Genomic DNA, 25,340 nt, shown 5'->3' on the forward strand with positions numbered 1-25,340 from the left:
GACGCTAGGGGTGGGCGCCGTCGCCGGACTTCTCCGGAACTGCTGTCTTCTCGCTGGGCCGCGTCTTCTCGCTGGGCCGCAGCCACCGCATCCCGAAGCAGCTCGGCACCGGCGCGAGCGGACCGCGCCGCCGGTAGACGCTCGGCGGCTCCCCCACGACGTCGGCGAACACCCGGCTGAACGTGCCGAGGCTGGAGAAGCCGACGGCCATGCAGATGTCGGTGACGGTCCGGTCGGTGCTGCGGAGCAGGAGCATCGCCCGCTCGACCCGGCGCCGCTGCAGGTACCGGTGCGGCGTCTCGCCGAAGGTCTGTTTGAAGGTGCGGATGAAGTGCGCCGGGGAGACGTGCGCGACGCGCGCCAGGGCCGGGACGTCGAGCGGCTCGGCGTAGGAGCGGTCCATCTCGTCCCGCGCCCGCAGCATGCGACGGTTCGAGTCCTCGCCGGCCCGGCTCACCGCCGCGGCAGGACCGCGGGCACCGCGAGCCCCGCGGCCGCCGGCGCGACCGTCGTCCCCGGTCCCATGCACCCTCCTCCTGGCCGGGGCCAGCATCGCACCGGCCGGGTGCCCGAGGTGGGACCTCAGGTCGCGAGGTCGCGGCACCTCGGGCACACGCCGGTGGTGTCCGTCTCCGGCCACGGGTCGTCGAGGACGGCGACGATGACGCCGCACAGGGCGACCTCGGGCTCGCCCATCAGTTCCTCGGCGTTGCGGTGCACCTCGACGGCGTGCAGTGCGTCGGCAGCGGCGTCCGGGTGCATGCGGCGGGGCCAGCGGGACCGCGGTCGGCCGCAGAGGAGCCGGAGACCGACCGCGCCGGCTGTTCGATCGGGAGTCACGTGACCACCGTGCCCTGGATCACCTTTCCCCAATCGGCCGGACCGTCTCCGCAGGTCACCCGCTCGCGCGCCGGACCGCTCCAACGGGTGACCGAGTGCGTGGACGACGTGCTGACCGCTCCGCCTCCGGTGCCCGCCGGCCGGGTCGTCGTCCGGTCCGCCGGGTGCGGTGCAGGCACGGGCGGTCAGTCGTCGGACCGCCAGAGCCGTGAGCCGGTGACGCGGCCGCGGGCGAGCTGGGGGAAGTGGGCGCCGACGCCCGCGTCCCCTCCTCGCCCAGCGCCCGCCACAGCCGCGCGCGGGTGCGGTCGGCCAGACCCGGGTCGACGTCCGCGAGGGACCGCCAGCCCGGCTCGGCGAGCTGGACGGGGCAGGTGATCGCGTCGCCGAGCAGCAGCAGGCGCTCGCCGGCCGAGGTCACCGACACGGTCAGGGAGCCGGGCGTGTGCCCGGGCGTCAGCACGGCCTCGACCCCGGGCGCGACGGCGGCGTCCCCGGGTGAGTGGCCGCAGCCGGGGCGTGCCCGCCCACCGCCGGAAGCCGGTGCGGACGTGCGCGGCCATCTCCCCCGGCCCGTCTCCGGAGTGCGCCCCGTCGGCGGCGCCGAACCAGACCGTGGCGCCGGGGGACACCGGCTCGCCGTCCGGGCCGAACAGCCACCCCACGTGGTCGGGGTGCAGGTGGGTGCACACGCCGTCGGTCACGTCGTCCGGCCGCACCCCGAGCGCCCGCAGGCCGGTGGGCAGCTGCCCGCCGGCGAGGAGCATGCCGTCCGGCAGGGACTGCGCCTCCGGTCCCGGCCCGGCGTCGACCAGCACGACGCGATCGCCGGTGCGGACGACGAAGCAGCCGATCGGCAACCACGCGGCGTCCCGGTCGAAGACCTCCGGATGCGCGCCGGCGGGCACCGCCTCGCCGAAGTGGCTCCGGCGGGCGACGAACGTGCCGTCCGCGACCGCGTCGACCCGGACCTCCCCGACGCGCATCCGTCCTGCTCCGGTCAGCTGGCGCGCTTGCGCGTCGCCCGCTTCTTCGGCCCGGCGGCCGCCGCCTCGACCGCGGCGGGGTCGAGCAGCGGCACCAGGTACCGGCCGGTGTGCGACTCCGGCACCGACGCCACGAACTCCGGCGGTCCCTCGGCCACGACCGTGCCGCCCCGGAACCCGCCCTCGGGCCCCATGTCGATCAGCCAGTCGGCGCTCTTGATGACGTCCAGGTTGTGTTCGATGACGATCACCGAGTTGCCCTTGTCGACCAGGCCCTGCAGCACCATCAGCAGCTTGCGGATGTCCTCGAAGTGCAAGCCGGTGGTCGGCTCGTCGAGGACGTACGCGCTGCGGCCGTTGGACCGCTTCTGCAGCTCGCTGGCCAGCTTCACCCGCTGCGCCTCACCACCGGACAGCGTCGTCGCCGGCTGGCCGAGCCGCACGTAGCCCAGGCCGACGTCGGTGAGCGTGCGCAGGTACCGGGCGATGCCGGGGATGGCGGCGAAGAAGTCCGCGGCCTCCTCGATCGGCATGTCGAGGACCTCGGCGACCGTCTTGCCCTTGTAGTGCACCTCGAGGGTCTCCCGGTTGAACCGGGCGCCCTTGCACACCTCGCACGGGACGTAGACGTCCGGCAGGAAGTTCATCTCGATCTTCAGCGTGCCGTCGCCGGAGCACGCCTCGCAGCGCCCGCCCTTGACGTTGAAGGAGAACCGCCCCGGCTGGTAGCCGCGGATCTTCGCCTCCGACGTCTGCGCGAACAGCTTGCGGACCTGGTCCCAGACGCCGGTGTAGGTGGCCGGGTTGGACCGCGGGGTCCGTCCGATCGGCGACTGGTCGACGTGCACGACCTTGTCCAGGTGCTCGAGCCCGGTGACCGTGCGGTGCCGCCCGGGGACCATCCGTGCCCGGTTCAGCTGGTTGGCCAGGACCGTGTAGAGGATGTCGTTGACCAGGCTGGACTTGCCGGACCCCGAGACGCCGGTGACGCCGACCAGGCACCCGAGCGGGAACGTCACGTCGACGCCCTTGAGGTTGTGCTCCCGGGCGCCCTTGACCACCAGCTCGCGGCCGGGCTGGGGCTGCCGCCGCACCTTCGGCACGGTGATCTCCATCCGGCCGGACAGGTACTGCCCGGTGAGCGACCGCTCGCTGGCCAGCAGGTCCGCGACGGTGCCGCTGACGATCACCTCGCCGCCGTGCTCGCCGGCGCCGGGACCGATGTCCACCACCCAGTCGGCGGTCTTGATCGTGTCCTCGTCGTGCTCCACGACGATGAGGGTGTTGCCCATGTCGCGCAGCCGGACCAGCGTCTCGATCAGCCGGGTGTTGTCCCGCTGGTGCAGTCCGATCGAGGGCTCGTCGAGGACGTACAGGACGCCGACCAGCCCCGATCCGATCTGGGTGGCCAACCGGATGCGCTGCGCCTCGCCACCGGCCAGCGTCGCCGCCGGCCGGTCGAGGGACAGGTAGTCCAGGCCGACGTCGACCAGGAAGGACAGCCGGGCCTGGATCTCCTTGAGCACGCGGTCGGCGATCGCCCGCTCGCGCTCCCCCAGCTCCAGCGCGCCCAGCCACTCGGCGGCCTCGCCGATCGACAGGCCGGTCACCTCGGCGATCGAGCGGTCGTTGAGCTTGACCGCGAGGATCTCCGGCTTGAGCCGGGTGCCGTGGCACACGGGACACGGCACGTCGCGCATGTAGCCCTCGTACTTGTCCCGCATGTACTCGCTGTCGGTGTCCTCGTGGCGGCGCTCGAGGAAGGGCAGCACGCCCTCGAAGGCGGCGTAGTAGCTGCGCTCGCGGCCGTAGCGGTTCTTGTAGCGGACGTGCACCTGGTCCGGCGAGCCGTGCAGGACGGCCTTCTGCACCTTCGCCGGGAGCTTCTCCCACGCGGTGGACATGGAGAAGCCGAGCTGGTCGGCCAGGCCGGACAGCAGCCGCTGGAAGTACTCGTTGCTCATCGAGCCGGCCCACGGGGCGATCGCGCCGTCGGCCAGGCTCTTCTCCGGGTCGGGCACGACGAGGTCGGGGTCGACCTCCTTGCGGGTGCCGATGCCGGTGCACTCGGGGCAGGCGCCGAACGGCGAGTTGAACGAGAAGCTGCGCGGCTCGAGCGCCTCGAACGACAGGCCGTCGTCGACGCAGGCGAGGTGCTCGGAGAAGGTCCGCTCGCGCTCGGGGTCGCCCTCGGGCAGGTCGACGAAGTCGAGGACGACGAGGCCGCCGGCGAGGCCGAGCGCGGTCTCGACGGAGTCGGTGAGGCGGCGCTTGGCGCTCTCCTTCACCGTCAGCCGGTCGACGATGACCTCGATCGTGTGCTTCTCCTGCTTCTTGAGCTTGGGCGGCTCGGTGAGCGGGTGCACCGTGCCGTCGACCCGGACGCGGGAGAAGCCCTGGGTCTGCAGCGAGCTGAACAGGTCGGCGTACTCGCCCTTGCGCGCCCGCACGACCGGGGCGAGCACCTGGAACCGGGTGCCCTCCTCCATCGACAGCACCTGGTCGACGATCTGCTGCGGGGTCTGCCGGGCGATCGGCTTGCCGCAGTTGGGGCAGTGCGGCTGGCCGGCGCGGGCGTAGAGCAGCCGGAGGTAGTCGTAGACCTCGGTGATCGTGCCGACCGTCGAGCGCGGGTTGCGGTTGGTCGACTTCTGGTCGATCGACACCGCGGGCGAGAGGCCCTCGATGAAGTCGACGTCGGGCTTGTCCATCTGCCCGAGGAACTGGCGGGCGTAGGCCGACAGCGACTCGACGTAGCGCCGCTGACCCTCGGCGAAGATGGTGTCGAAGGCCAGGCTGGACTTGCCCGATCCGGACAGCCCGGTGAAGACGATCAGGGCGTCGCGGGGCAGGTCGAGGTGGACGTCCTTGAGGTTGTGCTCACGGGCGCCGCGGACGACGAGACGGTCCAATGTGATCCCTGTCGGTCAGCCGGGCCGGCCGGTCGTGCCGGGGCCCACGGTGGTGGTGTCGAGATGTCGATACGGCCAACGCCGTCACGGCCCGCGCGCAATCCGTGACGACGGCGACGTTGCCGCCTGGTGCGGGTGCTCAGGCGGGAGCCGGGGACGGCGCTCCGGCGGGGTCGAAGACCGGCGCGTGACGGCGCCAGGGCGCACGGCGTTCCAGCTCTCCGGCCAGCCAGAGTAGTCGCGTCTCGCTCCCCGGGGGGCCGACCAGCTGGACCGCCAGCGGGTGCCCCTCGGGACGCGTCCCCGCAGGCAGCACGACCGCCGGGACCCCGGCCAGGTTCCACGGCGAGGCCCACGGCGCCCAGCGCGCGTTGGCCGTGACGTTGGCCAGGAACCCGCGCTCGTGCCACGGCCGCGCGGGCAGGGGCGGACCGTTGGTGATCGGCGTGAGCAGCACGTCGAGGTCGTTCTCGGCGAAGAAGGCCGCCGTCCGCTCGCGGAACCGCTCGGCCGTCGCCGGCCGGACCAGCCCGGCCCGGCGCGCGAGCCGGCCCAGCCGCGCGTGCGTGCGGCTGCGCGGCTGCAGCGCGGCCCGGTCGACGCCCAGGGACGCGGCGTCGTCCTCCGCGCCGGCCAGCCAGCGGGCGATGGCGCCCAGCGCGGCTCCGGGCGGGACGACCGGCTCGCGCTCGACGACGACGTGCCCGGCGCCGCGCAGCATCCGGACCGTCCGCTCGACCGCCGACCGCGCCGGACCGTCGGGCCCGGCACCCGGCACCGGCGAGCGCCGGGCGACGGCGATCCGCAGCGGCCGCCCCGGGTCCGACGGCCCCGACCAGTCGAGCGCCGAGGTCGCCCCCGCCAGCACGGCCGTGCCCAGCGCGACGTCGTCGACCGTGGTGGCCAGGACGCCGTTGACCGCCATGCCCGACCAGTCGTCGGCGCCGATGCCGCCGGGCAGCACGCCGCGGCCGGGCTTGAGCGTGACCAGGCCGCACGCCGCCGCCGGCAGCCGCAGCGAGCCCATGCCGTCGTTGCCGTGCGCCAGCGGGACCACGCCCGCGGCGACCGCGGCGGCGCTGCCCCCGGAGCTCCCGGCCGGCGAGCGGGCGGTGTCCCAGGGGTTGCGGGTGACCGTCCCCGGGCCGTCGGTGGCGGCGTAGAGGCACAGCTCGGGGACGCGGGTGATCCCGACGACGACGGCGCCCGCGGCGCGCAGCCGGGCGACGACCTCGTGGTCGGCGTCCGCCGGGCCCGCGCCGGACGCGGCGCAGCCGTCGGTGGCCACCTCACCGGCCACCGCGACGTTGTCCTTCACCGCGACCGGGACGCCGGCCAGCGGCAGGGTGCCCCGCCGGGGGTCGGCGTCGACCGCGGCCGCCTCGGCGAGCGCCGCCTCGGTGCGGACCACGCGGAAGGCGCCGATGCGGGGCTCGACCTCGGCGAGGTGGGCCAGGTGTGCGCGCACCACGTCGACGGCGGACAGCTCCCCGGAGCGCACCCCCGCGGCGATGACGGAAGCGGGCAGGCCGACGAGCCGGGCGCCGCCCGGAGCTCCGCTAGCGTCCATGCCGCGACCGTATCCGCGGTCGCCGACAGTTCCGAACGGAGGCCCGATGAGCCCCAGCGGCGACGTCTACAGCGGCGAGGTCGAGGTGGGCGGCCCGGCCGACGTGCGGGAGCTGCCCGGCCTGACCATCAGCAAGGTCGCGGTCAGCGAGATGGCCAACAACGCCTACCTGCTGCGCTGCACCGCCACCGGGCAGGCACTGCTGGTCGACGCCGCCGCGGAGCCCGAGACGCTGCACCGCCTGATCGGCGGCGCCGACCTGCGCACCGTCGTCACCACGCACGGGCACTGGGACCACCACCGCGCGCTGCCCGACGTCGTCGCGGCCACCGGGGCGCAGACGGTGGCGCACGCTGCCGACGCCGGCGACCTGCCCGTCCCGGTGGACCGGACGGTGGCGCACGGCGACACGGTCGCCGTCGGCGAGCAGGAGCTCGAGGTGGTGCACCTGCGCGGGCACACGCCGGGCAGCATCGCGCTCGTCTGGCGCGGGGACGGCGACGCCGGCACCCACGTGTTCACCGGCGACAGCCTCTTCCCCGGCGGCGTGGGCAACACCCAGCAGGACCCGGATCGGTTCGCCAGCCTCATCGACGACGTCGAGCAGCGGCTGTTCGCCGTCCTGCCGGACGACACGTGGGTCTACCCCGGCCACGGGAAGGACACGACGCTCGGGGCCGAGCGCCCGCACCTCGGGGAGTGGCGCGCCCGGGGCTGGTGACGGGCCGGCCGGGCTCAGGGCCTCAGGCGGCCGCGGGGCGCGGGTCGTGCACGTCGGGGCGGTCGTCGAACAGCGACGGCAGGAAGCGCAGCATCAGCGCCGACCAGGTGACGTGGGTGAGCACCGGGGCCTGGATGCCGCCGGTGACCCGCCGCTGCACCCCGAAGAGCGCGCCCATGGCCACGGAGGCGAGCAGCAGGGCCGGGTTGCGGGTTGCCGCGGTGGCCAGGCCGTAGACCGCGGTCGAGGTGAGCACCGGGCGGTCGGCGCCGATGGCGGCGTACAGCGCGCCGCGGAAGAAGACCTCCTCGGCCACGCCGTTGGCCAGTGCCGTCGTCGCCACCAGGGGGGTCGAGCCCTGGTGCGCATAGCGCATGACCCGGGTGATGGACCGGTCGAGGACGGGGATCCGGCGGGCCACCAGGGCCGCGCCGTAGAAGGCGCCGAAGGCGCCGACCCCGGTGAGCACCGGCGTCACCACGGGGCGGCGCAGTTGGTGGTCGGGGGTGAGCATCCAGCCCAGGTGCAGCGGACCCGAGGCCAGGCCGCCGGTGACCCAGGTGCCGGCCACGGCCAACGTGAGGCCGTAGAAGCTCGGTGAGCCGGGCTTCGTCGACAGCGAGACCCCGAGCAGCCCGGCACCCCCCAGCGCCACTCCCGCGGTCACCCTCCGGCGACGCCGGAAGGCCGCGTCGGTCTCGCGGTGGTCGCGCGGGACCGGCTCGACCAGCCAGGCCGGCAGCCGGTCGGCCGCTCGCGCCAGCAGTCCGCCGCGCCGTCGGCTCACGAGCGGGCGCCGCGGGCGAGCAGGCCGGCGCGACGGACGCGGGCCGCGCGCCGGCGGTCGGCCGCCCGCTCGCCCAGCGCCACCAGCACCATCTCGTCGTAGTCCATCGGCTCGAAGGGCACGACCGTGCGGATCGCGTCGTCGGTGACGACGACCTCGTTGATCATCGAGTCGACCAGCGAACGGCCGGTGGTCAGGTCGACGTCGGTGACCAGTGCGAGCCAGCGCGAGGACAGGCTCGGGGTCAGCAGCGGCACGGGGACGACGAACAGGTGCCTGCCCTGGATGTCGGCGACCCGGCTGAGCATCTGGAGGTAGGTGAGCACCTCGGGGCCGCCGACCTGGAACACCCGGCCTGCGGCGTCGGGCGCCTCGAGGACGCCCACCAGGTAGCGGACGACGTCGGCGACGGCGATCGGCTGCGTGCGGGTGTGCACCCACCGCGGGGTGACCATCGCGGGCAGGTGCGCCACGAGCTGGCGGGTCATCTCCCAGGAGACGCCGCCGTGCCCGACGACGATGCCCGCGCGCAGGGTCGTGACCGGGACGCCGGTGGAGGCGAGCAGCCGCTCCACCTCGCGGCGGCTGCGCAGGTGCCGGGAGAGGTCGTCGCCGTCGCGCCCCAGGCCGCCGAGGTAGACGATCCGCTCGACGCCGGCGTCGGCAGCGGCGCGGGCGAAGGTCCGCGCCGCCTCGGCGTCCTTGTGCTGGAAGTCGGCGTCGCCGAGGGAGTGCACGAGGTAGTAGGCGGCGTCGCAGCCGCGCATCGCCTGCCGCAGCGACGCCTCGTCCGTGACGTCGCCGGCCACCGGCGTGCCGGCGCCGCCGTAGTGGTCCGGCCGCCGGGTCATGGCGCGCACGTCGTGACCCGCCTTCACCAGGGCCGGCGCGAGCCGGCCGCCCACGAACCCGGACGCGCCGGTGAGGAGGAGTTGCACGACCACCGGGTACCCGGGCGTGCCGACCGGAACCCCGCCCGCCCGCGCGGCGGGGATGGTCCGCGGCCGCGACGCCCGCTGCCGTCCCGGCCGCCTGGGGTGCTGTCCGTCCTCCGGGGGTCCTGCAGGACCCCCGGAGGACGGGGACCGCTCGGGGAGCGGACCCGCTCAGCGCGTCACTTGCGGCCGGGCGTCCAGTCCATGCCCCAGCCGTACTGGCGGTCCAGGACGTCCTGGCCGCCGTGCACGTAGCGCACCTCGCGGTTGACGACGAGCTGGCCGCCCTGGTTCTCGATCATCGCGATCGCGCAGATCCGGGCGCGGGGGTCGTGCTCGTCGAGGCGCACCTCGATCTGCGGCCCGTTCGCCGGGAACATCGTGACGACGGCGTCGGCCTGGCCCCAGTTCGGCACGCCCTCGTAGATGAGCGCGAACACGAGGATCCGGCGGATCAGCGCGGTGTGCTGCAGGTCGACCATCAGGTTCTCGCCGCCGCTGTTGGCACCCGACCGGTCGTCACCGTCCAGCCACACGATCGACTGCCCGTCGCCCAGCGTGTGCTGGCCGCGGAAGGCGTTGCCGAGGGCCTGGATGACGCCCTTCGAGCCGTCGGCGTACTCGTAGAGACAGCCGAGGTCCAGGTCGATCGCACCGGAGCCGGCGGCCGAGGCGAGCCGCTTGAGGAAGCCGCCGCCCCCGCCGCCGCCCGGCCTCGAGTTCCAGTTGAGGTTGACCCGCAGGACGCCGGTGGTGCCGGCCGTCTTGGTCAGCGAGACCGACGGGGACGCCTTGGTCAGCGACACCTTGCCCAGGTCCACGCCACCCTGCTGGGGAGGCGGCGGAGCCTGCTGCCCGTACTGCTGCTGCCCGTAGGGGTCCTGCGGCGGCTGGGGCGGCTGCCCGTACGGCTGGCCCGGCGGCGGGTACGGCGGCTGCCCGTACGGCTGACCCGGCGGCGGGTAGGGCGGCGGGTGCTGCCCCGGCGGGGGGTACTGCCCGGGCGGCGGGTACGGCGGCTGCCCGTACGGCTGCGTCGGCGGCGGGGGCTGCGCCGGCGGCGGCTGGTACGGCGGCGCCGGAGGGGTCTCCGGCTGCGGCGGCGGGGACTTCGGGCGCTTCGTGTAGTCGACCAAGGAGGGCCTCCCCGCAGGTCACCCACGGGGGCAGACCTGCGCTCTGAGCGGCGGACACGTCCCGTCGAGACTAGGGGGCGCCGCTACCCTCCGGCCCATGCCGGCCGGTGCGCCCTCGCCCTCCCCCACCGTCTACGGGATCGACCTCGGCACCACCTACAGCTGCCTGGCGCAGCTCGACGACGACGGCACCCCCCGCGTCGTCCCCCTCCTCGACGGCGCACCCACGCTGCCCAGCGTGGTGCTCTTCGTCGGCCCCGACGACTACGTCACCGGCGAGCGCGCCCGCGTCCTGGCCCGCGCCCAGCCCGACGACGTCTGCACGCTGGTCAAGCGGCGCATGGGCGACAGCACCTGGCGCTTCGTCAGCCACGGCCGGTCCTGGTCGGCACCGGCCGTGAGCAGCCTGGTGCTGAGCGCGCTGGTCAGCGAGACGGGCTTCTCCACGGCAGGACGGGTGCAGGACGTCGTCATCACGGTGCCCGCCTACTTCGGCGACGAGGAGCGGCGGGCCACCCGGCTGGCCGGCGAGTACGCCGGCCTCACCGTCCTCGACGTCATCAACGAGCCGACGGCGGCCGCGCTGTCCTACGGCTTCGCCCGCCTCGACGGCGGCGGCCCCTCGGACCACCTCGAGGAGGTCGCGCTCGTCTACGACCTCGGCGGCGGGACCGTGGACGTCGCGGTCGTGGAGCTGGCCGACCGGCGGCTGGCCGTCGTCGCCACCGACGGCGACCACGAGCTCGGCGGCGCCGACTGGGACGAGAAGCTGGCCGTCCACCTGTCGCGCGCCTTCCTCGCCGCCCACCCCGACGCCGAGGACCCGCTCGACGACAGCGCCGGCGGCCAGGCTCTGGTGCTCGCCGCCGAGCGGGCCAAGCGCGAGCTCAGCGTCCGCGACTCCGTCGTCGTGCCCGTCGAGCACGACGGCCGCCGCGCCGACGTGCCGGTGACCCGCGTGGAGTTCGAGCGGCTCACCGCGGGCCTGCTCGACCGCACGACGGCGCTGACCCGCGCGGCGGTGGCGGCGGCCCGCGCCCGCGGCGTCGACCGGATCGACCGGGTGCTGCTCGTCGGCGGCTCGACCCGCATGCCCGCCGTCGCGCAGCGGCTGACCGCCGAGCTGGGCGTGCGCGCCGAGGTGCACGACCCCGACCTCGCCGTCGCGAAGGGCGCCGCGGTCTACGGCCGCAAGAAGCAGCTGGAGCGGCTGCTCACCGCCGACCTGGTCACGCGCGGGCAGCTGCGCGCCGGCATGCCGCTGGAGTACGCCGCCCCGGCTGACGTCGACGCCGCCTGCGCCCGCCTGGGCGACGCCTTCGGGCTGTCGGCCGCGCAGGTCCGGCGGACGGTGGAGACACAGGTCCTCAACACCGTCTCGCGCGGCTTCGGCGTCCTGGCGCTGGACCGGTTCGGCGAGCCGGCCACCGTCTTCCTCGTGCACCGCGACGACCGGCTGCCGGTGGCCGTGCGCCGCTCCTTCGGCACCGTCCACGACGACCAGCGGCAGGTGACCATCCGCGTCGTCGAGCAGGGCGGCGGGACCGAGTCCACCCGGCCCGAGGACGCCAAGCTGCTCGCCGAGGCCTCCATCGAGGACATCCCGCCCGGGTATCCCGCCGGGACGGAGATCCAGGTGGTGCTGCGGATGGGCTTCGACGGCATCCTCGAGCTCACCGCCCTGCACGAGGGGCTCGCCGACCGCCCGCTCACCGTGCGCGTGGAGACCGGCGCGGCGCTCAGCCAGGCCGACGTCGCCCGCGAGCGCGCGCAGGTGGGCCGGGTCCGCCGCCGGCAGGACTGAACCGGTGCTGCACCCCTTCGACGGCAACGGCTACCGCAAGCGGGTCCTCGCCGCGATCGAGGCCCGCGGTGGCCCCGACGCGTCCGACCCCTTCGAGGTCTACGACCTCCCCCTGGACGTCCCCCTCTCCGACGACGAGGTCGCCCGCCGCGTCGACGACGTCTGGGCGTTCTGGCAGAAGCAGCGCGACCACCCCAAGTACCGCGGTCTGGTCACCGCGCTGCTGCAGACGCACGACGCGCTGGCCGCCCGGCTGCGCACCGCGGACGGACGCCGCCTCCTGGCCGAGCAGACCCGCGCCGAGCGGGCGCGGCGGGAGGCCGCCCGGTACGCCGAGATCGACGCCGCGCTGGAGCGGCTGGCCGAGCGCTTCGGCGGGGTGCCGGCCGACAAGGTCGAGGGGCTGCGCGGGCTGGCCGCGGCCGCGGGCATCGACGACGCCGCGTTCCAGGCCCGCCTGCGCCGGCACCGCGTCCTCGGGGACGCGCCCGCCACGGACGCCGCCGTGCTGCGGCAGGTCCGGGACGGCCTCGAGGAGCTGGGCCGGATCGAGGGCGTCCGCGTGCCGAGCCTGCACGCCTTCCTCGACCTGCCGCCGACGGCGGACCCGCCGACCGTGCGCCGCCGGCGCGACGCGCTGCTCGTCCTCAACCGGCAGCGCCGCCCCGACCGGCGGCGCGCGCTGGTCGACGACCTGCTGGCCGCCGTCGGCGCGCTCCTCGTCGACGGCGACCCCGGCCGCTACCTCGACGCGCTGGCCGACGACGTCCGCGAGGCGCTGCGCCCGCGGGTGGCCGCCGCGGTGCTGGTCGAGGACCGGCTGACGCCCGCCGACGCCGCCGTCCTCGTGGAGGAGGCGATGGCGGCCGGTCTCGATCCGCAGCGGGCCTCCGCGGTCGTCACCGGGCTGGCCGGGGGGACCGGCGCCCCGGTCGCCCCCGCTGTCCCGCCGCCTCCCCCACCGGCCGTGCGCCCGGGCGGGACGCCGGACTGGCCCGCCGAGGTGTCCGCCGCCCGCGCCGCGCTGCGGGCCGGCCGGCCGCGTGCCGCCGCCCGGCACGCCGCTGCCGCGCTGGCCGCGGCCGGGGGCATGCACCCGCCGATCCGCGCCGTGCAGGACGAGGCCGCCGAGGCCGCCGCCCGCGCCGAGGGGGCATGGCGCACCGTCGGGTCCGCGCTGGCCGCGCGCCGGCACGCCGCGGCCGCTACCACGCTGGAACGGCTGGCCGCCGAGGCCGCGGACGTGCCCGGGCCGGCCGGCGAGGACGCCGCCGGGCTGCTGCGGGCCTCCCACGCCGCGCTGGCCGCCGCCGACGCCGCCCTGGCCGCCGCGCCGGCGTCCGGACGCGAGCGCGAGGTCGCGCTGCTCGCCGCCCTCGGCGCCGTCGCCGACCACCCGCCGGCGCAGGCGGAGCTCGCCGCGCTGGGCGTCGCGCCGCCCACCGCTGTCGTCGCCGTCCCGGCGCCCGGTGGCGCCCGCGAGGTGCGCTGGACGGCGTCGGCCTCCCCCGGCCCGGTCGAGTACCGGGTGCTGCGGGTGCGGCCCGACGGCAGCCGCCAGGTGGTCGGGTCGACCGCCACGACGGCGCTGGAGGACGGCGGCTACGGACCGGTCGCCGGCTACGTCGTCGTCGCCTCGCGGCTGGGGATCGCCTCCCCCGAGGCGTCCAGCCCGGTCGCAGCATCCCCGGTCGCAGCACCCCCGGCCGCAGCACCCCCGGCCGCACCGCTCCCCGCCCCCGCCGCGGCGGGCGCCGGCGCCGTGTCCCTGCCGCCGGTCACCGGCCTGGTCCGCGCCGGGGACCGGCTGCGCTGGACCTGGCCGGCCGGCTGCACCGAGGTGGTCGTCCTGGTGCGGCCCGACGCGCCGCCCGAGGGCCCCGACGACCCGGCCGCCACCCGCCGCAAGGTGACCAACTCCCGCTACGACATCGACGGCGGCCTGCCGGTCCCGGCCGGCGACCCCGGCCACGTGGCGGTCTTCCCGTGCACGCGGGTGGGTGGCCGGCTGGTGGTGTCCGCCGAGGCGCCGGAGGGGGCGCGGCTGCGACCGGCGTGAGCCCCGCCGGCCGCGACCGGCAGCCAGCGGTCCCACCAGGCGAGCAGGTGCTCGAAGCGGGACAGCCGGTGCCGGGGGCGGCCCGAGCGCGACAGCTCGTGGCCCTCGCCGGGGAACAGCAGCAGCGCGCTCGGCACGCCCCGCTGCTGCAGCGCGACGAACAGCCGCCGGCCCTGCTCGACCGGGCAGCGCTCGTCCTGCTCGGAGTGGACGACGAGGGTGGGCGTGCGGATCGAGGCCGCCTCCGCGAGCGGGCTCACCGGGTCGGTCCCCAGGTAGGCGGCGGCATACCACCAGCCGATGTCGCTGGAGCCGACGAACGACACGGGGTCGGTCACCGCCCGCTCCACGACGGCGGCGGCGAACCGCTGGGTGCGGGTGAGCAGCAGCGCGGTGAGGAAGCCGCCGTAGGAGCCGCCGTGCACGCCCACCCGGTCGGCGTCGAGCGCGGGGTCGGTGAGCGCGGCGTCGAGGAAGGCCAGGACGTCGTCGGCGTCCCGCTCGCCCCACGCCCCGACGACGGCGCGGGCGTGCTCCTCCCCGTAGCCCGAGGACCCGCGCGGGTTGCACTGCACCACCGCGTAGCCGGCCGACGCGTAGACCTGGGTCTCGTCCGACAGCGACCAGCCGTCCTGGGTGAACGGCCCGCCGTGCACGGTCAGCAGCACCGGGTGCGGGCCGGGGCCCTCGGGCACGGTGACCCAGCCGTGCACCTGCGTCCCGTCAGCGGTGACCACGGTGCGCTCGGCGCTCCGGTGCAGCCGGCCGGTGGCGCCGAGCGCGGTCCCGAAGCCGGTGAGCAGCCGCCGGCGCCCGGACGTGAGGGCCACCAGCTCCCCGGCGGACCGGTCGTGCGCGACGGTGGCGACGACGACCCCGCCGCCGGCGCCGAACCCGCGCACGGTGAACGGCCCGTCGACCAGCGTCTCGTGCGCCCCGCCGTCGAGGGGCACCCGCAGCAGCGCCACCGAGCCCCGCCGCTCGACGCCGATCAGCGCCGCTCCCCCGGCCAGCACCGTCGCCGGGGTGTCGTCTCCGCGGTGGGTGTCCCGCGGGTCGAGCACCGGCCGGAGCGGGCCGCCGGCGGCCGCCACCCGGCACAGGGTGAGTCCCCGCGCGGCGACGTCGAGGCCGTCGGGGCCGAGGTCGGGACGGGCGGTCACGTAGATCCACGCGCCGGCCGGGTCGAACGCCGGCAGCCGGCACTCGCTGCGGCCGCGGGTGACCCGCCGCGGCTCGCCGCCGGTCGCCGGGACCAGCCAGACGTCGCGCACCAGGTCGCGGTCGGCGCGGGCGTGCCGGGCGGAGACGAACGCCAGCGTCCGGCCGTCGGGTGACCAGGTGACGTCGGTGTCCTCGCCGCGGCCGTCGGTGACCTGCTGCGGCTCCGGCAGCTCGGCGGTGTCGTCGAACGGGTCGCCGGGCAGGTCGAGGACGAACACGCAGCTGGGCCGGTCCGCGGTGTACCCGACGTCGTCGACGCGGTGCCGCAGCCGGGTGACCAGCCGCGGCGGCTCGGCCTCCGGCGGCACGTCCTCGGCCGTGCCGTAGCGGCCCGCCTCCGGGACGCGGGCCACCCACGCCAGCCGGCGGGAGTCCGGGGACCACACCGGCGCGCCGGTGCCCAGCGGGGCGTCGGTGAACCGGCGGGGCGCGCCGCCCGCGGTGGGCAGCAGGTGTAGCTGCGGGTGGCCGCCGTCGGCGGCCGACAGGTAGGCCAGCCAGCGGCCGTCCGGGGAGAACGCCGGCGCGGAGTCACGGGCGCCGGAGGTCAGCGGGCGGGCCGGCGCCGAGCCGTCGGTGGGCACGGCCCAGAGCTGGCCGCGGTAGGTGTCGGCGTCGAGGTCGGGCCGGCCGACGGCGACCACCGCCATCCGCCCGTCCGGCGAGACCGTCGGCGTCCCCGGCGTGCGCAGCAGGGCGAGGTCGGCGGGCCGCATGGCGCACTGAGCGTAGTGCAGTCGTCACCCTGGCCGGGCCCCGTGCGGGGGCCCGGCCGGGGTGTGGCGCTCACTGCTGCTGCGCCCGCGCGACCAGCCGCTGCCCCAGACTGCCGGCCTGGGCGTTGGTGAGCAGCTGCGTCTGCGACTCCACCAGCCGCAGCACCGCCGGGTCCTCGCGGGCCACCTCGGAGGACTGCAGCAGGATCGTGCCCTGCCCGGTGAAGTCGTACTGCCGCTCCTCGCCCGAGGCGCGGCCCAGCGCGCCGGACAGCATGCCGCGGATGTTCTGCGTCATCCACTGCGCGTCGTGGTGCACCGACGGCGAGGGGCAGTCGGCCCAGCCCAGCAGCGCGTCGGGGTCGGCCCGGAACGGCGGCTCCACGAAGATCACCGGCCCGTTGGACGAGGCGATGAACTTGCCCGTGCCGATCAGCGTGACGAAGCCGGGCACGATCGACTGCTTGAGCTCCAGCGCCGGGGAGAAGGCGCAGAGGTTGCCCGCCTTGATCGTCAGGTTGCCGGCGTCGAGGTCGTAGGCGTTGAGGTCGAACCCGCGGTCGCCGATGAGCACCTTGCCGTGCCCCTGGGCGACCACCCAGTCCTGCACGTAGATCGGGCTGGAGAACTTCGCGGCCACCCAACCCTGCACCGAGGAGTACTCGGTGACGGCGTCGAACTGGACGTTGCCGTAGTAGGCCAGCATCGCGCCCTTGCTCATGAACCACTCGCCGTTCAGCGCGATGCAGAAGACGTAGGGGTTGACGTTGTCGTCGTCGGGCAGCGACCGCGCGTCGAGCGTGGTCGGCACGCCGGCGGGCGGGCCGGACGGCGGCGGCGGCGGCTGGCCGTAGCCCGGCTGGGGCTGGCCGTACCCCGGCTGCGGCTGGCCGCCGTACGGGGGCTGGCCCCCGTAGCCGGGCTGGGGCTGGCCGTACCCCGGCTGGGGCTGGCCGTATCCCGGCTGGGGCTGGCCGTACCCGGGCTGGGGCTGGCCGCCGTAGGGGTTGCCGCCGCCGTAGGGGTTGGTGGGCGGGTACGTCATCGTCGCCGTCCTCAGAACTTCTGCTCGCTGGCCTGCACGTACACCGTGCCGGAGCCGCTGATCTTCAACTGGAAGGCCTCGCCGGAGCCCCGGCCGACCACGTCGCGGAAGCCGACCTTCGCCGCGAGGTCGACCGAGAGCTGGCCGACGTGTCCGACGTAGGCCTGCGGGTCGACGCCGACCTGGGTGCCGTTGAGCTGCAGCGGGAAGGCGCCGCCGTGCGAGAGCAGCGCGACCGAGCCGCGGCCGTGCACGTTGGTGGTGAACAGCCCCTGCCCGGTCATGGCGCCGGAGATCGCCGACTTCACCCCGCCGGAGCCGAGGAACTGCACGCTGGTCTGCAGGCTCGCGTCGTGGGCCAGCAGCCGGTCGGCCTCGCAGACGAGCGGGGCGCCGCCGTCGAGCTCCAGGACGGTGACGTGCAGGCCCTTGTAGCCGTAGAGCACCTGCCCGGTGCCCTCGGTGGCCATCATCGGGTTGGACTCGCCGGACATCGCGGCGCCGACCATCCCGCCGATGCCGCGGCCCTGCCCGTGCACCGGGCGGAAGGTGACCTGGCCGGAGTAGCCGAGCATCGCCCCGCGGCGGGCCAGCACGGGGGTCGCCGGGCCGACGTGCGCGCGCACGACCTTGCTGTTGACCGTCTCGAACGACACCGCTCAGCGCTCCGAGGACTGGACGAGCACCAGGCCGTGCCCGGTGAAGCGGAGGGAGAAGGGCTCGCCGGAGCCCTCGCCCACGAGGGACTTCCAGGAGACGCCGCTCACCAGGTTCATCGACAGCTGGCCGCGGGACCCCACGTAGGCGTCGGGGTCGACCACCAGGTCCTGACCGGGCGCGACCTCCAGCGCCATGACCGGACCCTCGGACACCAGCGCGACCTGGCCCTGGCCGCTGACGGTGGTGGTGGCCAGCCCCTGGCCGCTGGTGACGCCGCGCAGCCCGGAGAACTGGACGTCGAGGCGCAGGTGCTCGGTGTGGGCGAGGATGTGCTCGCTCTCCACGGTGAGCGTGTCGCCGCCGAGGTCGACGACCAGGACGTCCATCGCGTCCTTGGCCAGGTACACGCGGCCGTGCCCGGCGCAGTCCATCAGCGAGATGCTCTCGCCGGCGACGGCCCGCTTGAGGGCGGCCCGCATGCCGCCGCCCCCACCCATCCCGGAGTTCTTGAAGTCGACGTTGCCCTCGTAGGCGACCATCGAGCCGCTGGCGGCCCGGATGCGGTCCCCGTGCAGGTCGGCGTGCAGGACGCGCTTCTGGGCGGTGAGCTGTGCCACGGATGCCTCTCGGTGCAGGGGACGGGACCGGCCGGACCGTATCCGGCGGCCCCTGCCCGCGGTAGGTCCCCCGCCGTCGCCGGCGGGACGCCTGCCCCGGACGCACCAGCGGCCCCGGGGCGGGTGCCCCGGGGCCGCTGCTGCGGTGTCGCTGGGACCGGAGGGTCAGCGCCGGCCGGCGGTGACCTCGTCGCGCTCGTCCTCGATCCGCGCCGGCTCCTCGGCCTTCTCGCGCCGGGAGACGACGACGCTGCTGATCACCGCGGCGACGATGAAGAACAGGCCGGTGAGGCCGGTGACGTACTCGCTGATGTGGAACCGCAGCTCCAGGATCATGATCGTGGCCAGGAAGCCGATGGCCCACATCGCGCCGTGCTCGAGGTAGCGGTACTCGTCGAGCGTGCCCTTGTCGACCATGTAGATGGTCAGTGACCGCACCCAGAAGGCGCCGATGCCCAGGCCCAGCGCGATGATGAAGATGTCGCTGCTGATGGCGAACGCGCCGATGACGCCGTCGAAGGAGAACGACGCGTCGAGCACCTCGAGGTAGAGGAACGCCGCCGCGCCGGCGCCGGCCACGGCCTTGGTCGCCGTCCCGCCCGCGTTGCCGCCCGAGGTCGACTGCCCGGTCGCGGTGACGTCGGCGTCGTCGTCGTCATCGGTCTCCGGGGCCTCCATGAGCTCGTTGAGGCCACCGATGAGCAGGTAGGTGAACAGACCGGCCAGGCCGGAGACGAGCACCGTGGAGTACTTCTCGGGGTCGGCGATCTGCGAGCCGACGTAGATGACCGCCAGGGCGATCACGATCGCCAGGTAGGGCAGCTTGCCGGCCTTGGCCAGCGGCTTCTCGATCCAGGACAGCCAGTGGATGTCCCGGTCCTCGTCGAAGACGAAGTTGAGGAAGATCATCAGCAGGAAGATGCCGCCGAAGGTGTAGATCGCCTCGGCCGCGGCCTCGACGTTCTCGCCGTAGGCCTGCTGGTCGGTCAGGGCGAGGTCCCAGACCTCGGGGATCGACAGCGAGGCGGTCACCGACACCAGCACGATCGGCAGCAGCAGGCGCATGCCGAAGACGGCGATGAAGATGCCGACGTAGAGGAACAGCTTCCGCCAGAGCGGGCTCATCCGGCGCAGCACCTTGGCGTTGACCACGGCGTTGTCGAACGAGAGACAGACCTCGAGCACACCGAGGACGGCGACGGCCAGCAGGGCGGCCGGTCCGCCGAAGAAGACGGCGGTGACGAGCGCGGCCACCGTCAGACCGACGGAGAAGCCGAAGTAGCGGAGCATCAAGATTTCCTTTCCGACGCCTGACGGGCGAGGCGGCGACGACGGACGAGCCGGATCGGCCGGGAGGCGGGCCCTGCGTCCAACGGATCCAGGGGGGCAGACGTTCCCGCCGCCCTCCGGCGGGGCGACGGGCGGGGTGGGCTCAGCGGACGGGGCGGTGCCGGCCGCCCGTTCCCGCGTCCGCGGCCGCGGCGTGGTATCCACAGGCCGCCGGGCCGCGCGGGCGCCGGACCGCCCCGCCGGACGCGGGACACCGCGACGGGAGGCGGCCGTGAGCGGACCGGTCGGCACCCCGTGGTGGCGCCGCGACCGCGAGGCGCCCCGGCGGGAGGCCACCGCGGCGCGGGAGGCCGCGGCCGCGGCGATGCTCGAGCTCGACACCGCGCTGGCCGACCTGCCGGACGCGGTGGCCGCGGCCGAGGAGGCCGGCGGCCCCGGCGAGCGGGACCGCGGGCGGACAGGCGGGCGGGTAGGCGGGCGGGGGGCTCAGCACCGCATCTCTGCTCCCGACTCGTTGACCCGTGACTGGCGGGACCTCTCGACCCACGCCGACACGGTGATCGGACACTACCTGCAGGCGCTCTCGCGGCACGACGCCGCCGCGGACGCCGACCCCGGCCGGGCGCGGGCGGCCGCCACCGAGCTGGGCGCCGCCGCGGCCGCGCTGCGCGACGTGCACGGCCAGGTGCTGCGGTTCCGCGAGCAGTACGGCGAGGTGCTCGCGACCGCCGCGCGGGCACGGGCCGCCGCCGCCCGCTCGGTGTCCGCCGCGCGGGAGACGACCGCCGCCGCCCGCGCCGCCCTGGACGCCGCGGCCGCCGCCGGGCTGGCCGATCCCGGTCTCGACGGCGCCCTGGCCACCGCCGACCGCCTCGCCGCGAGCGCCGCCGCCGAGCTGGCCGCCCGCCGCGCCGGACCCGCGCTGGACGCCGCGGAGCAGGCCCGCTCCGCCGCGGAGTCGGCGGCCGAGCGGGCGCGGGCACTGCCGGGGCGGGCCGCCGAGGTGCGCCGGGGCGCGGCCTCGGTGCGCACCCGCCGGGAGGCCCTGGGCACCCGGCACGAGCGGCTCACGCCGGTGATGAGCGAGCTGCGGCGCCGCTATCCCCTGTCGGCGTGGGCCGACGTCGAGCGCGCCCCCGCGCGGGCGGCCGAGGCGCTGGCCGAGGCCGACGAGGCACTGGCCGCGCTGCAGACCGCGCTGGGCGCCCCGGTCCTCGACGTCCCCGCCGCCGCTGCGCTGCTGGCCCGGGTGCGGGCGGCCGCCGGCCGGGTCGACGACGAGGTGCGCTCGGCGACCGGCCGGCTCGAGCGGCTCGACGCCGTCGCCGCGGACCCCGGGGCGCTGCTCACCGAGGTGCAGCGCGCCGTCGTCGACGCCCGGCGGTTCCTGGCCGGACTGCCCGAGGACCGGGCGCGCCGCTTCCGCCGCACGTTCGAGGACCTCGCCCGCCGGCTGCCCCCGCTGGAGGAGTCCGCCCGGGGCCGCCGTCCGGACTGGGGGGCGGTCCTGCGGGAGGCGCAGGCGATCGAGGACGCGCTCGACCGGCTGGTGCGCACGGCGCGGGCGGACTAGGCGGGGTCCGGTCAGGCGCGGTCGAGCAGCCAGCGCACGATCTCCTCGCCGGCGGCGGCGCCGCTGGCGGCGGTGACCGCCACCCGCGCACCGGTCCAGTCCTGCTCGTGCAGCTCGCCGTGCGCGGGCCGGACGGCGGCGTCGGCGGCGAGCAGCATCGGCGCGTCGAGCAGGCTGTCGCCGGCGCACAGCAGCCGCGGCGCGGGTCCCTCCCCCGCGAGCAGCCGGCGCAGCCGCAGCAGACCCGCGGCCTTCGACAGCCCGGCGGGGACGACGTAGACCTTGCGACCCTGCACCGACAGCGTCGCCCCGGCCGCGGTGACGGCGGCGCCGGTGGCGGCCAGCCATCCGGCCGGGATGGCCTCCCGCGCGTGCGCGACGAGGTAGCAGAAGAGTCCCTCGGCGGCGCGGACGGTGCGCACCCACGGCTGGCCGGCCACCGCCTCGAGCAGCCCGAGCAGCTCCGGCAGCGGGGCGGCCTGCGCCGCGGTGTCCGCCGCCCAGTCGTCCCAGGCGGGGTCGCGGACGCCGTCGGCGAGCAGGACGCCGCCGTTGGCGCACAGGGCGTACCGCGGGACCACGGGCAGCCGGACCCGCTCGTACTGCGCCACGGTGCGGGTGGTCACCGGCACGAGCAGCGCGCGGCCGGCCAGCTCCGCCAGCAGCCGCCACGACGCCGGGGTGGCGTGCGACAGCGGCACGCCGTCGAGGTGCTCCACGACCTGCAGGCCCTCGGCGGCCCCGGCCGCGGCAGCCGAGTAGATGAGCGTGCGGTCGAGGTCGACGGCGGCCAGCGTCGTCGCCCGGTCGCCGGCCAGGACCGCGGTCACCGGCCGACCGGCCGGATCAGCCCGACGCAGGAGTACGGCAGGTCGGGGACCTCGACCAGCGGCACGCCGCGGGCCCGGGCGAGCGCGGCGACGTGGCGCAGGTCCCCGGCGCGGTCGGGCCGCACCAGTACGCGCCACGGCACCCGGCGCAGCAGCACCCGCGTGGTCTCCCCCACCCCGGGCTTGACCAGGTTGACGTCGGCGATGCCGGACTGCGCGGCGATCCGCTCGACGGCCGCCCAGCCCTCCCAGGTGGGGCGCCGCTCCCCGGCGGGGACGTCGTCGGGCGGGGCGACGGCGGGGAACGCCGCGGCCACGGTGTCGACGAACAGCGCGGAGACGTCGGCGCCGGCGAGCTCGGCGTAGTACTTCGCGCCGTGGAACATGCCCGGGCCGATGAGGTCCTCGCGCAGCACCGTCCGGCTCACCAGGCCCGACACCGTGCTGTTGAGGCAGGCGCTCGGGACGAGGAAGTCGTCGCGGGTGCCGTACAGGTCGGTGCAGACGCCGGGGTCGGCGAGGACGGCCAGCCGGTCGTCGAGGGCGGCGTCCCGCGGGCGGGCGGCGGTCCAGGCGGCGACGGCCTCGGTGAGCTGGCGCTGGATGGCGCCCTTGCCGGTCCACCCGTCGACGAAGCGCAGCGCCGCCGCCGGGTGCCGGGCCAACACGTGCGCGAGCGCCACCTCGTCGATGCCACGGCCGCGGATGATCGAGATCGTGTAGTGCGGCACGTCCACGCCGCGCGAGGCGAGGAACCAGCGGCGCAGCAGCACGCCGACCGGCGTCCCGGCGCGGGCCAGCGACACCAGCACCGGCGTCTGCCCGTGCGCGGCCGCGGCCTCCCACACCAGCTCGCCGACCCGGGCGACGGCGTCGGCGAGCCGGCCGGCGGACTGCTCGAGCGCGGCGGTGAACAGCGCCAGGTAGTCGTCGTCGGGCTGGTACTCGACCGGCAGCATCTCCGAGTAGTGGGTGCCGGACTGGATGGCCTCCTCGCGGTCCTCGGTGCCGCGCTCGAGCGCGACCGACGACAGGTCGGTGAGCAGCCAGGTCACCTCCTCCGGCGCGTAGGAGCCGAACCGGCCCGGGACGGCGGGGGCGAGACGGGCGCCGAGGGCCGTCACGCCGCGGGCTCCGCGAGCGGCACGGTCACCAGGTGCACGGCGCGGGCGGCGAAGGGCCGCAGCGCCTCGGCCATCGGCGCGCAGTCGGCGGCGGGCGCGTCCACGACCACCACGACGTCGTCGGCGCGCTGGTCCGACCACGGCCCGGCGGCGGGGACCGCGGCCGGGTCGGCGAGGTTGTGCACGCGGGAGACGCGGGCGGGGTCGTCGGGCGCGGGGAAGGCCAGGCTGCGGCGCAGGGCGTAGCCGGGGTCGTCGGCGGCGTGCACGGGGCTCCGGGTGGTCGACTGGGTGGTGACGGGGACGCCGGGCAGCCGCCCGGCCAGCCGCGCCCCGATCACGGTGGGCGCGTGCATGAGCTCCTCGGTGCCGAGGACGAGGACGCCGCGGCTGCCGGCGAGGACGGGCGCGAGGGCGGCGGCGACCGCGTCGGCGGCCTCGGCGAGGCGGGCGCTGCCGGCGGGGGTCAGGCCGTGCCGGGCGCCGGTGGGGACGCCGGCGGGCCACAGTCCCCCGTGCACGACCACGGCCCCCGGCGCGCCGGGCGGCGGCGGCGCCGCGGCGGGCAGCGCGGCGCGGGCGGCCGCGGCCCGGTGGAGGACGTCGGCCGGGAGGGCCAGCTCCGTGGCGAGGACGGCGGCGACGTCGACCCGTACGCCCAGGGCCGCGGCGCGCTCGGCGAAGGCCGCCCGGGCCGCGCGGGTGCGCGCGTCGAGCAGCGTGGCGACGACGTAGCGGTCGCGCGGCCAGCGGGCGTGCAGCTCGGCGATGGTGTTGAGGGCGGTGCGGCCGCTGGTGAGCTCGTCGTCGACCAGCACCAGCGGCCCGGGCGCGTCGAGGGTCACGGACCCGGCCGGCTGCAGCGCCTGCGCCACGGCGTGCGAGTGCTCCTCCTCGAACGCCGCGGCCACCGGGACGCCGGGGTGCAGCCGCCGGGTGGTGTGCAGGTAGGCGGCGCCCAGGCGGTCGGCGGCGGCGTGGCCGAGGCCGGTCGCCGTCTCGCAGTAGCCGACGACCAGGCCCGGTACCTCACCACCGAGGACCGCGGCGACGGCGCCACCCACCGCTGCCCCGGCACCGAGGACGGCGTCCGGCGCGGCCGGCACGTGCTTGCCGAGCACGCGGGAGACGACCAGGTGGGCGCGGCGCGGGTTGTCCCGCAGCGCCAGCCCGCACAGCTGCGCGAACCGGTCGCGCGAGGCGACCTCGACGTCGAGCAGGCCGGACACGGTGCCGCCCAGCCAGGCGACACCGTGGACGTCCCCGCCGGGTCCTGCGGCACGGAGGGTGGTGGTCACGCGCGCTGCGCCTCCCCGCCGGCGAAGACCTCCGCCAGCCGGCGCTGCCCGGTGGAGAGCAGGTCGACCAGCGCGGCCTCGTCGGCGACGACGCCGTAGACGGCGGCGCGGCGGCTGATCAGCTCGGCCCACAGCGCGTGCGGCCCGATCTCGTTCATCCGGCCGTTCGTGGACACCGCGATGCCGCCCCGGCCGCGGGCCGTGAGGATCTCGAGGGCGTCGTCGTACTCCGAGCGCGAGACGGTGAGCAGCGCGTTGACCACCGAGACGTGCGCCGGGTGGATGACGGTCTTGCCCAGCACCCCGTTGGCCTTGTCCAGCGTCACCTCACGGATCAACCCGTCGAGGTCGCCGGCGATCATGCGCTGCCGCAGGCCGCCCTCGTGCTGGTCGCTGAACGGCGTCGAGCGCAGCTGCGGCTTGAACAGCCGGGGACCCGGGATGTGCTCCCACACGGCGCCGGTGACCACCTGGTCGCCGCCGCGGGTGAACCGGTTGACCACGTCGGCCAGGCAGTCCCGCACGACGGCGACGTCCCAGATCGTGGTGTCGCGGTCCCGCCGCAGGCCGAACAGCCCCGACAGGTCGGTGCCGCCGACCCGCAGGCACAGCACCGACTCGCGGTGCTCGTCGACCACCGCGGACAGGGCGGCCAGCGCGTCGGCGCGGGTCTCCCGCCAGGCGAGGTCGGCGGTCTCCAGGATCGGCATGCCGTACAGCGGCTGACCGGTCGCGGACCCGACCTCGGCGATGGCGGCGAGCATCGGCGCGAGCGTGGCGCCGGTGGCCTTGGGCAGGCTGAAGCCGGTGAGCCAGGCGAGCGCCGGCCCGGCGGCCAGCGCGATCGAGCGGATCTGCTCGGCCGAGCGCACCCGCACGAACAGCAGCGGCAGCGGCGGCTGCTCCCCGGCGGCGGCGCGGCGGCCGATGCGCCGCAGCGCGGCGACGACGTTGGCCTCGGCGTCGGGCACCGCGGCGTGCGGGATGGCGTCCTCGAGGCACCAGACCACGCTGGTGGCCCCGACGGTGGCCGCCCGGGCCGCGTCGGCGTCCAGCGCCGGGCGGGTGCCGGGGCTGTAGAGCGTGGCGCCGAGGGCCAGCGCCAGCATGCCGCGCGGCGTCGCCGGCCCGACCTCGCCCGGCGGGACGGCGAACAGCCGTTCGCGCTCGTCGTCGGTCAGGTACGAGAAGTGGCGCACGGTCGTTCCCTCCT

General features: G+C 76.2%; 20 protein-coding genes. 3 read left to right on the forward strand and 17 right to left on the reverse strand.

Translation table 11 applies throughout. From position 1 onward, the window contains the following. Positions 1-4 precede the first annotated feature (4 nt). From HLV61_RS03795 to HLV61_RS03815, 5 genes are all read right to left on the reverse strand, one after another. Positions 5-424 (reverse strand): helix-turn-helix domain-containing protein, encoded by a 420-nt coding sequence (locus tag HLV61_RS03795; protein WP_369253055.1) that lies wholly within the window; start codon positions 422-424, stop codon positions 5-7. A gap of 158 nt (positions 425-582) precedes the next feature. Next, positions 583-762, reverse strand: a complete 180-nt coding sequence (locus HLV61_RS03800) for a hypothetical protein (protein WP_369253056.1) — start codon at positions 760-762, stop codon at positions 583-585. A 263-nt stretch (positions 763-1,025) separates the two neighbouring features. Next, positions 1,026-1,826 (reverse strand): MBL fold metallo-hydrolase, encoded by an 801-nt coding sequence (locus tag HLV61_RS03805; RefSeq protein WP_369253057.1) that lies wholly within the window; start codon positions 1,824-1,826, stop codon positions 1,026-1,028. Positions 1,827-1,840: 14 nt separating this feature from the next. Next, positions 1,841-4,738: an excinuclease ABC subunit UvrA gene (gene uvrA, locus HLV61_RS03810; protein WP_369253058.1), complete on the reverse strand. Its 2,898-nt coding sequence runs from the start codon at positions 4,736-4,738 to the stop codon at positions 1,841-1,843. A 139-nt stretch (positions 4,739-4,877) separates the two neighbouring features. Further along, a complete protein-coding gene (locus HLV61_RS03815; protein WP_369253059.1) occupies positions 4,878-6,308 on the reverse strand; it encodes an amidase in 1,431 nt (476 codons plus the stop codon). Between the two features lie 46 nt (positions 6,309-6,354). On the opposite strand from HLV61_RS03815, the gene HLV61_RS03820 reads away from it, so the two are divergent. Next, positions 6,355-7,029 (forward strand): MBL fold metallo-hydrolase, encoded by a 675-nt coding sequence (locus HLV61_RS03820; protein ID WP_369253060.1) that lies wholly within the window; start codon positions 6,355-6,357, stop codon positions 7,027-7,029. A gap of 22 nt (positions 7,030-7,051) precedes the next feature. On the opposite strand, the gene HLV61_RS03825 is transcribed toward HLV61_RS03820, so the two are convergent. The 3 genes from HLV61_RS03825 to HLV61_RS03835 form a co-directional block, all read right to left on the reverse strand. Further along, positions 7,052-7,816, reverse strand: coding sequence for a CPBP family intramembrane glutamic endopeptidase (locus HLV61_RS03825; protein WP_369253061.1), 765 nt, complete (start codon positions 7,814-7,816; stop codon positions 7,052-7,054). Further along, positions 7,813-8,754 (reverse strand): NAD(P)H-binding protein, encoded by a 942-nt coding sequence (locus tag HLV61_RS03830; protein ID WP_369253062.1) that lies wholly within the window; start codon positions 8,752-8,754, stop codon positions 7,813-7,815. The genes HLV61_RS03825 and HLV61_RS03830 overlap by 4 nt, the downstream gene beginning before the upstream one ends. Positions 8,755-8,930: 176 nt before the next feature. Continuing rightward, complete coding sequence (locus HLV61_RS03835; RefSeq protein ID WP_369253063.1) at positions 8,931-9,887, reverse strand: TerD family protein; 957 nt, start codon at positions 9,885-9,887, stop codon at positions 8,931-8,933. Positions 9,888-9,984: 97 nt separating this feature from the next. On the opposite strand from HLV61_RS03835, the gene HLV61_RS03840 reads away from it, so the two are divergent. Beyond that, on the forward strand, positions 9,985-11,691 hold the full coding sequence (locus tag HLV61_RS03840; RefSeq protein WP_369253064.1) for an Hsp70 family protein: 1,707 nt from the start codon (positions 9,985-9,987) through the stop codon (positions 11,689-11,691). 1,923 nt (positions 11,692-13,614) lie between these two features. Here the strand turns inward: HLV61_RS03840 and HLV61_RS03845 are convergent. The 5 genes from HLV61_RS03845 to HLV61_RS03865 form a co-directional block, all read right to left on the reverse strand. Continuing rightward, the gene (locus HLV61_RS03845; RefSeq protein ID WP_369253065.1) at positions 13,615-15,690 is read right to left on the reverse strand and encodes a S9 family peptidase; all 2,076 of its coding nucleotides are present in this window, start codon (positions 15,688-15,690) and stop codon (positions 13,615-13,617) included. A gap of 70 nt (positions 15,691-15,760) precedes the next feature. Further along, positions 15,761-16,735 carry an AIM24 family protein gene (locus tag HLV61_RS03850; RefSeq protein ID WP_369253066.1) on the reverse strand — a complete coding sequence of 325 codons (975 nt, stop codon included), beginning with the start codon at positions 16,733-16,735 and terminating at the stop codon, positions 15,761-15,763. An 11-nt stretch (positions 16,736-16,746) separates the two neighbouring features. Then, a complete protein-coding gene (locus tag HLV61_RS03855; protein ID WP_369253067.1) occupies positions 16,747-17,391 on the reverse strand; it encodes an AIM24 family protein in 645 nt (214 codons plus the stop codon). 3 nt (positions 17,392-17,394) lie between these two features. Beyond that, positions 17,395-18,012 carry an AIM24 family protein gene (locus HLV61_RS03860; protein WP_369253068.1) on the reverse strand — a complete coding sequence of 206 codons (618 nt, stop codon included), beginning with the start codon at positions 18,010-18,012 and terminating at the stop codon, positions 17,395-17,397. A 165-nt stretch (positions 18,013-18,177) separates the two neighbouring features. After that, positions 18,178-19,302: a DUF475 domain-containing protein gene (locus tag HLV61_RS03865; RefSeq protein WP_369253069.1), complete on the reverse strand. Its 1,125-nt coding sequence runs from the start codon at positions 19,300-19,302 to the stop codon at positions 18,178-18,180. A gap of 271 nt (positions 19,303-19,573) precedes the next feature. On the opposite strand from HLV61_RS03865, the gene HLV61_RS03870 reads away from it, so the two are divergent. Continuing rightward, positions 19,574-20,875 carry a hypothetical protein gene (locus HLV61_RS03870; protein WP_369253070.1) on the forward strand — a complete coding sequence of 434 codons (1,302 nt, stop codon included), beginning with the start codon at positions 19,574-19,576 and terminating at the stop codon, positions 20,873-20,875. Positions 20,876-20,886: 11 nt separating this feature from the next. Here HLV61_RS03870 and HLV61_RS03875 read toward each other — a convergent pair whose 3' ends face one another. Genes HLV61_RS03875 through HLV61_RS03890 form a run of 4 tightly spaced genes read right to left on the reverse strand, consistent with a single transcriptional unit; the run spans position 20,887 to position 25,326 of the window. After that, positions 20,887-21,705 (reverse strand): HAD family hydrolase, encoded by an 819-nt coding sequence (locus HLV61_RS03875; RefSeq protein ID WP_369253071.1) that lies wholly within the window; start codon positions 21,703-21,705, stop codon positions 20,887-20,889. After that, positions 21,702-22,829 carry a cysteine protease StiP family protein gene (locus HLV61_RS03880; protein ID WP_369253072.1) on the reverse strand — a complete coding sequence of 376 codons (1,128 nt, stop codon included), beginning with the start codon at positions 22,827-22,829 and terminating at the stop codon, positions 21,702-21,704. The genes HLV61_RS03875 and HLV61_RS03880 overlap by 4 nt, the downstream gene beginning before the upstream one ends. Beyond that, the gene (locus HLV61_RS03885; protein WP_369253073.1) at positions 22,826-24,127 is read right to left on the reverse strand and encodes a phosphoribosyltransferase domain-containing protein; all 1,302 of its coding nucleotides are present in this window, start codon (positions 24,125-24,127) and stop codon (positions 22,826-22,828) included. The genes HLV61_RS03880 and HLV61_RS03885 overlap by 4 nt, the downstream gene beginning before the upstream one ends. Beyond that, positions 24,124-25,326, reverse strand: a complete 1,203-nt coding sequence (locus tag HLV61_RS03890; protein ID WP_369253074.1) for an HpcH/HpaI aldolase/citrate lyase family protein — start codon at positions 25,324-25,326, stop codon at positions 24,124-24,126. Before HLV61_RS03890 ends, HLV61_RS03885 begins: the two co-directional genes overlap by 4 nt. Positions 25,327-25,340 lie beyond the last annotated feature (14 nt).

The sequence above is a fragment of the Geodermatophilus amargosae genome, assembly GCF_041028265.1.
In the GTDB taxonomy this organism is placed as follows: domain Bacteria; phylum Actinomycetota; class Actinomycetes; order Mycobacteriales; family Geodermatophilaceae; genus Geodermatophilus; species Geodermatophilus amargosae_A.